Annotated in this window: 7 protein-coding genes; 2 read left to right on the top strand and 5 right to left on the bottom strand. The window is 40.7% G+C overall.

Translation table 11 applies throughout. The features are described from left to right. Nucleotides 1–80: 80 nt before the first annotated feature. The 5 genes from hemH to MTCD1_RS17850 are packed head-to-tail and all read right to left on the bottom strand — an operon-like array spanning nucleotide 81 to nucleotide 5,629. Complete coding sequence (hemH, locus tag MTCD1_RS17830) at nucleotides 81–1,157, bottom strand: ferrochelatase (protein ID WP_057179892.1); 1,077 nt, start codon at nucleotides 1,155–1,157, stop codon at nucleotides 81–83. Nucleotides 1,158–1,216: 59 nt separating this feature from the next. Next, nucleotides 1,217–2,527 (bottom strand): c-type cytochrome biogenesis protein CcmI, encoded by a 1,311-nt coding sequence (gene ccmI / locus MTCD1_RS17835; protein WP_057179891.1) that lies wholly within the window; start codon nucleotides 2,525–2,527, stop codon nucleotides 1,217–1,219. Between the two features lie 42 nt (nucleotides 2,528–2,569). Beyond that, the gene (locus tag MTCD1_RS17840) at nucleotides 2,570–3,037 is read right to left on the bottom strand and encodes a cytochrome c-type biogenesis protein (RefSeq protein WP_082606420.1); all 468 of its coding nucleotides are present in this window, start codon (nucleotides 3,035–3,037) and stop codon (nucleotides 2,570–2,572) included. A gap of 1 nt (nucleotide 3,038) precedes the next feature. Beyond that, nucleotides 3,039–3,587 carry a DsbE family thiol:disulfide interchange protein gene (locus MTCD1_RS17845; protein WP_057179899.1) on the bottom strand — a complete coding sequence of 183 codons (549 nt, stop codon included), beginning with the start codon at nucleotides 3,585–3,587 and terminating at the stop codon, nucleotides 3,039–3,041. Nucleotides 3,588–3,589: 2 nt separating this feature from the next. Further along, a complete protein-coding gene (locus MTCD1_RS17850; RefSeq protein ID WP_057179898.1) occupies nucleotides 3,590–5,629 on the bottom strand; it encodes a heme lyase CcmF/NrfE family subunit in 2,040 nt (679 codons plus the stop codon). A gap of 336 nt (nucleotides 5,630–5,965) precedes the next feature. On the opposite strand from MTCD1_RS17850, the gene ccmA reads away from it, so the two are divergent. Together ccmA and ccmB are read left to right on the top strand one after the other, a co-directional pair. Next, nucleotides 5,966–6,610 carry a cytochrome c biogenesis heme-transporting ATPase CcmA gene (gene ccmA / locus MTCD1_RS17855; protein ID WP_057179890.1) on the top strand — a complete coding sequence of 215 codons (645 nt, stop codon included), beginning with the start codon at nucleotides 5,966–5,968 and terminating at the stop codon, nucleotides 6,608–6,610. A gap of 139 nt (nucleotides 6,611–6,749) precedes the next feature. Then, nucleotides 6,750–7,403, top strand: coding sequence for a heme exporter protein CcmB (ccmB, locus tag MTCD1_RS17860; RefSeq protein ID WP_058028134.1), 654 nt, complete (start codon nucleotides 6,750–6,752; stop codon nucleotides 7,401–7,403). The last annotated feature ends 102 nt before the right edge of the window (nucleotides 7,404–7,505 follow it).

Below are 7,505 nucleotides of genomic sequence, written 5' to 3' on the forward strand. Positions count from 1 at the left end.
TTAGTCTTCATTGCTAGTACCTTCAATCAGTTAAGTCTTATTTATAAGTATAGACAACAATTAGCTACAACAGAGCCAAATTAATTAAGTTTTGGCGAACCGAGTGCTGGTACTAAGACATCAAACAAGGCATCAATATGATCATCACGATCGTTTAGTGCAGCAATATAATGGTAGTGCTCGCCACCTGCCGCCATAAATATTTCCCGATTTTCATGTTCTAATTCTTCCAACGTTTCTAGGCAATCACTACTAAAGGCCGGACTTATAATGGCAATATGTTTATTACCTTGTTTGGGTAAGCTAGCTAATGTTTCATCGGTATAAGGTTGTAGCCATTGGGCTTTACCAAAGCGAGATTGAAAGGTAGAGATTATTTCATCTTCTTTAAAACAACACTGTGCGGCTATATCACCGGTTAATAATTGCTGTTTTAACAACTGACTTGTTTGCAAACAAAAATCATAATAGGGATCACCCCACTGGCGAAATAACTCTGGCATGCCGTGATAAGACAAAACCAATGTATCCGGCTTACCATGCGCTTTTACATGTTCAACAATGGTATTGGCCAACGCCTTAATATAAAGCGGGTTTTGGTGGTAAGTATTTAAAAAGTAGATTGTTGGCACATAGCGCCATTGTTGAAGTTCTTTACTTAAAGCATCAAAAGTAGAGCCCGTTGTTGGCCCTGCATATTGCGGATACAAAGGTAAGACTACTATTTTATCTACACCTTGTTGCTGAAATTTCTGCAAAACACTGGCAATTGACGGTTTGCCATAACGCATAGCGTAATCAACAATGACATTATCACCGTATTGCACTTTAATTTTAATGGCTAATTTTTCTTTTTGTGCGGCGGTGGTGGTTAACAAAGGTGCGCCGTCATCTTGCCAAATGCTTTGGTATAACTTAGCTGACTTGGCCGGCCTTATACGTAAAATAATACCGTGTAAGATCAAAAGCCAGAGCAAGCGTGGAATTTCAACCACCCTTCTATCTGATAAGAATTCTCGCAAATAACGGCGTAAGGCACTAGTGCTAGGTTCATCTGGTGAACCTAAGTTAGTTAATAACACTGCGGTTAGTGAACTTTTGTTATCTAAATCAGTGTTATCGTTATTTTTTTTACCGGCACTAAAGCGAGATTTCATTGGGCTTTTCTTCTTATTTTTAAGTTATTGAATTACCCCTGGGCAATTACTCTACCAGACTACTCAACTAGTTCATTCACTATAAGTTCAAGGGTTTCAGTACGGTTTACCTCGACACCAAGGGCTTCCGCTTTAAAGTCACCTGATTTAATACCCACACCCCCTTGCATTGAGACAATGGCATAGACATGTACTTTATCGACACTACCGATAGTATGTTCACTGCTCATTGCTTGGCTATTATTTAATACGATAACGGTCGGTAGATCACTGGCTTTCATTTTAACCGCCGCAAGTGGCATACGTTGACCATTGGTCGGTATTGCATAAATAAAGACTACGCGGTCTTCGCCTTGCGCTAACTGCTTGGCAAGATCATCAGACAGGCTGACACTCACTTTCAATTGTGGGCCTGAACTATCGTGTGCGCTCTGGCTAGAATTAAACGCGGTATTACTTACTGCGTTAGTTGCTGAGTTACTGGTTGAAATACCGAGTCTACTTTTAGACTCTGCTACAGCCTCTTGCAGGGCGGCAATATTAACCCCTTGATTATTAGCATCAATTACCCGCTGCCAATAAGTAATGGCTTGTTGATAATTTTCACCAATAAAATTATGCATACCGAGTAAAATATTGGTTGATGGATCATTAACATCAAGGGCTAAGGCTTTATCAATATATTCTTGTACTTGGCCATTAATTTTTTGGTCATTTTTATAATAAAGCGCTTGAGCAATAGCCCCTAATAAATCAGCATGCTCCCCTTCAATGTTGATCACTTGGGTAAACGCCGCAATCGCTTCATCAAAGCTGCCAACAGCAACATAAGTTTGCCCTAAGTTATACCAAGTTTCACTATCTTGTGGTTTATCTTCAATATGCTGTAGCAACTTTTCAATATGTGCCATGGCTTGATTTTCACGTTGCTGTTGCATGTTATCTTGTGACATAACTTGTTGCTGAACATGGCCTGCAGGTAATTCGGTGAGCAGTTTGTAACTACCCTGTTTGTCATATAGCGCCACAGAAAAAATCAGAATAAATACACTTAATCCTAACGGCCATAAAGGTGAATATGGCTTACTTATATTTGCAGTAGTATTTACGTCTTGGCTACTATGCTCAATATCTTGTAGTAAAGTACGATTGAGTTCAGCCAGCAGGTATTGATAATTTTCTTCATCAATACCACCTTCGCTATAGTCCTTTTCTAGCTCTTTTTTGTGCTCCTGATATAAACGCACATTGGTTTCATCACGCACGTTACTTTCTAGACAAACGTCTTGGCTATTCTGTTTAAAGAAAGGTCGCCATACCATCAATAATAATAAAATTAAAAATATAAGGCTTATTACTAAAAATTCCATAATGCTATCTACTACTTCTGTTAATGGTTCGAGTGGTAACGGTTATTTGTCATTCAATAAGTTTTTCAACTTATCTTCTTGCTCGGCTGTTAACACCAAGACTTCTTTAGCCACGGGTTTTCTCCGCACAACGACAATAACGACAATAATACCTAACAAAATAAGGAGTGCAGGACCAAACCATAATATGTAGGTCAGAGCAGAGACTCTTGGGCGATATAAAACAAACTCGCCATAGCGCTCTACCATAAAGTTGACAATTTCACTGTCTGCTTTACCTTGCTGCAATAACTCATAAAGCTCTTTACGCAAATCAGCCGCAATAGGTGAATTTGAACCGGCTAAATTTTGATTTTGACACTTGGGACAGCGTAGCTCTTTAGTTAACGCTTGAAAGCGAATTTTAGTGACTTCATCACGAAACTCATATGTATCGACTGGACTTGCTTGCGCCTGATTAACACTAAACGCTAACGTCAACAAAAGTATAACTAGACTGAATATACGCATGTTATTTTCCCTGCTTTTTTTCTTCAATGAGCTGAGCAATTAATGGCGCAAATTCGCGTCGCCATACTTTTGTATCAATGGCACCGGCAAAACGCTTACGAATAATACCGTGATGATCAATAACAAACGTTTCCGGCGCACCATAAACACCGAGATCAAGCCCTAAAGACCCTTCTTCATCAAAAATAGAAAATACATAGGGGTCTTCATAATCCTGCAACCACTGCTGTGCGGCAATACGTTCATCTTTATAGTTCAAGCCATACAGTTTAACCTGAGGGTCTTTCGCCACATCAACCAAATAGGGGTGTTCATACTTACAGGTAGGACACCAAGTCGCCCACACATTAACTAAGACAATATCACCGAGCAGATCTGCTTGCGTGACTACTTTGTCACTATTACTAAGTGTTTTCAGGGCAAAATCTGGCATAGCTTTGCCCACTAATGCCGATGGCATAGCTTGCGGATTAAGTGATAAGCCACGATATAACACCACACCTAAAGCGATGACTAACAACAGCGGCAAAAAACGTATTAACTGGCCCATCATTATGTCTCCGACACTTTTGCCGTACTGGTGGGTGAAATGGCTAGCGGATTAATAAGTGAATCTGCCACTACCGCTGATTTAGCCACCACAGGATTTTTACGGCGATAGCGTTTATCCAGTATTGAAAGAATACCACCAAGCCCCATGAAAAGAGCACCTAACCAAATCCAACGAACAAATGGCTTATAGTGCACACGTATTGCCCAAGCACCACCAGGTAATGGGTCACCTAAGGCGACATAGACATCACGAAATAAACCGGCATCAATACCTGCTTCAGTCATGCCCATGGTTTGCACACGGTATTGTCGACGCTCAGGTTGGAGTAAAGTAACAAAGTCACTTTCGCCCGAACCATTAATTTTATAGATATTGATTTGTCCCTGCTCAGCACTATAGTTTGGCCCCTCGACATGTTTAATGCCTTTGAACTCAATCTCATAACCTGAAACAGTGACTCTGTCATTGAGGAACATTTTTACATTGGTTTCAGTTTCATACATGGAAACGATAGTGACGCCAACAATAGTGATAGCAATACCCGCGTGCGCAGTTGCCATACCTAAATGACTGGTGGTTATTTTTCCGGCTAATTGATACTGATTTTTAACTTCTTTAACCACGATTAAGAAAACCCATGTTGCTAAGGTAATCCCCATGGCCACCAAGGCATTGAATTCGCCACCATAAACCACTGGAAACATTAAACCAAAGGCAATACTAAATACCGAGGGTTTAAATAATTGCTTACGTAACTCGCCTTTTTTAGCTTTTTTCCAACGAATTAAAGGACCAACACCCATAAAGATAAAAAGAATACTCATTATCGGAATAAAAACGGCATTAAAATAAGGAGGACCCACTGAAATTTTACCGTAACCTAAGGCATCAACCAATAATGGATACAAGGTGCCAAGCAGTACCGTAACCGTAGCAATAACCAAAATGACGTTACACAATAATAGTGCTGTTTCTCGGGAGTAAAAAGCAAAGCGTGAAAAACTCGCCACTTTATTCGCTCTGAAGGCATACAGGGTTAACGCTCCGCCCATAGCTATCGCCAACAGCACTAAAATAAAGATACCTCTACCCGGATCGGCCGCAAAGGAGTGTACCGAGGTAATCACCCCTGAGCGTACTAAGAAGGTGCCTAATAAACTTAAGCCAAAAGCAAATATTGCCAGTAAAATAGTCCAGTTTTTAAAGATACCACGTTTTTCTGTTACCGCTAAAGAGTGGATCAGTGCCGTACCAACAAGCCAAGGCATAAAGGATGCATTTTCAACTGGATCCCAGAACCACCAACCGCCCCAGCCAAGTTCATAGTATGCCCACCAACTACCTAGCGCTATACCTATGGTTAAGAACGTCCAAGCACCAATTGTCCAAGGACGAGACCAACGAGCCCAAGCGGCATCCATCTTGCCAGCCATTAAAGCGGCAACAGCAAAAGCAAAGGCGACAGCAAAGCCAACATAGCCAAAATAGAGTAAGGGCGGGTGGATAATTAAACCAACATCTTGTAATAAGGGGTTTAAATCCCGGCCTTCCAAGGGTACATTCGGCCATAAACGTTCAAATGGGTTCGATGTTAATAAGGTAAAAGCGATAAAACCTATAGCAATCATACCCATTACCGCTAAAACACGGGAGATAAACTCTTCTTCAATACCGTTTGAAAAACGTGCAACTGCAGCAGTCCATGCGGTTAAAGAGAAGACCCACAATAATAATGAGCCTTCATGACCGCCCCAAACAGCGCTTACTTTAAAATAATAGGGTAAATGGGTATTAGAATGATTGGCAATATATTTAACGGAGAAATCATCAATGACAAAACTGTAGCCGAGAATAACAAGACTGATACCGGTAAAGAAAAACATACCGTAGGCCAGTGGTTTAGCATAGGTCATAAGCTTCTTTAAAGAACTATGCTCCGGGCTATGAACACCTATCAACGGAATCAAGCTTAAGCAAATAGAAAATGCAAAAGCAATAATAAGGGCTAAGTGACCAAGCTCAGGTATAAGCTCAGGCATCTGGGTTGCTACCAGGTCAGGTATCATTGGGTTCTCCGCTCTACTTCAAAAAAAACAATTAACCTTGAATAATTAGTTATCGATACTAATAAGGCTAAAAATTACCGCGTCATACTAACATTTTATTGATGCAAATATTAATGTAAATTAACTGCTCGAATTGTTTCATAATGTTACAACTTTATTGGGCTATGTTAATCTTGGCTATGTTAGTATATCGAGCAAAGTGATTATACGATCCATAGCAAAAGTTATTCGACCAACAACGTTAGCATTCACCCGGCACACTTAAAGCGGTAGATTTTAACCAACATAGATAAAGAAAAAGTGAAGACATTGCCTAAACAAACCTCAACTCCCTTGCTCAGTGCGGTAAAGCTTACCTGTATTCGCGAAGAACGCTTATTATTTGATGAATTGTCAATCGATATTCATGCGGGCGATATAGTGCAAGTTGAAGGCCCTAATGGCTCAGGTAAAACCAGTTTATTGCGTATTTTATCAGGTTTGTCTCAGCCTTATGATGGTCAAGTTCACTATAAAAACCAAGCGATCAATCGCTGTCGAGAAGAATATCAACAAAACCTGCTCTATTTCGGCCACTTAGCCGGGGTAAAAGGTGAGATGACCGCAGAAGAAAATCTTGATTTTAATTTGGCCTTACATGGTAACAAAAATGCCGATACTTTAGCGTATTTAGCCAAGGTAAATCTGTCTGGCTTTGAAGACAGCTTAGCCTCACATTTAAGTGCCGGTCAGCATAGACGTATTGCTTTAGCGCGTTTATATCAAAGTCATGCGCCTATTTGGATTTTAGATGAGCCTTTTACTGCCATCGATAAACAAGGCGTTGCCAGCTTAGAACAGCTGTTTGCTCAACAGGCAGAGCGCGGTGGCTGTGTTATCTTAACCACGCATCAAGATTTAATTAGCATTAAGCCAGAGCAAATCAAAAAAATCACTTTAGATTACAGTTATTGATGGTGCTTCGATTAATATGTATTTCGTTTAGAGCGTTTAGAGAAGTAACCTAATGACCTTAAAAGCCCAGTCTGCGCACGAAACCGTATGCGACAATAACACGCAGTTATCACAGCAACTTTCTTATCGCCATGCCTTTATGTTGGTATTAAAGCGCGATCTTACCATTGCCATGCGACATAAAGATGACATCATTAATCCATTATTATTTTTTGTTATTGTCATTACACTCTTCCCTTTAGGCATAGGTCCTGAAACGCAAACCTTAAGCCGGATTGCCCCCGGCATTATTTGGGTAGCAGCCCTTTTAGCAACGCTATTATCGTTAGACCGCTTATTTAAATCAGATCACCTCGATGGTTCCCTTGAGCAAATGCTGCTAAGCCCTCATCCTATTTTTTTGTTAGTATTAGCTAAAATATTTGCTCATTGGTTAATAACCGGTTTGCCACTTATCTTAATAGCACCACTGTTAGCGGTGTTACTGCATCTAGATGAAAACAGTTACACCGCCTTAATGCTTACCCTATTACTCGGCACACCGGTGCTTAGCTTATTAGGCGCGGTTGGTGTTGCCCTTACCGTGGGGATTAAAAAAGGCGGTGTGTTACTCAGTTTACTGGTGTTACCGCTATACATCCCAGTATTAATTTTTGCTACCAGCGCCATAGACACTGCCGCACTTGGTTTACCTTACAGCGGCCAACTTGCTATAATCGGCGCATTGTTCTTTGGCTCTTTAACGCTCGCCCCCTTTGCTGTGGGCGCCGCCCTAAAAGTGAGTACCAATTAACATGATAGGCGGTACGTGGAAATGCTAACGCTCAATATAGACACGATAAACACTAAATAGCACTGTTACTTTGCCATGAGAAATAACACGGTAACCCTGCCT

The organism is Colwellia marinimaniae (assembly GCF_002207865.1).
In the GTDB taxonomy this organism is placed as follows: domain Bacteria; phylum Pseudomonadota; class Gammaproteobacteria; order Enterobacterales; family Alteromonadaceae; genus Colwellia; species Colwellia marinimaniae.

What these genes read in the sequence shown, in the direction of transcription:
- MTCD1_RS17840 (WP_082606420.1), bottom strand. Translation starts at nt 3,037, where the DNA reads ATGCGTATATTCAGTCTAGTTATACTTTTGTTGACGTTAGCGTTTAGT.
- ccmB (WP_058028134.1), top strand. Translation starts at nt 6,750, where the DNA reads ATGTTGGTATTAAAGCGCGATCTTACCATTGCCATGCGACATAAAGAT.
- MTCD1_RS17850 (WP_057179898.1), bottom strand. Translation starts at nt 5,629, where the DNA reads ATGCCTGAGCTTATACCTGAGCTTGGTCACTTAGCCCTTATTATTGCT.
- hemH (WP_057179892.1), bottom strand. Translation starts at nt 1,157, where the DNA reads ATGAAATCTCGCTTTAGTGCCGGTAAAAAAAATAACGATAACACTGAT.
- ccmI (WP_057179891.1), bottom strand. Translation starts at nt 2,527, where the DNA reads ATGGAATTTTTAGTAATAAGCCTTATATTTTTAATTTTATTATTATTG.
- MTCD1_RS17845 (WP_057179899.1), bottom strand. Translation starts at nt 3,587, where the DNA reads ATGGGCCAGTTAATACGTTTTTTGCCGCTGTTGTTAGTCATCGCTTTA.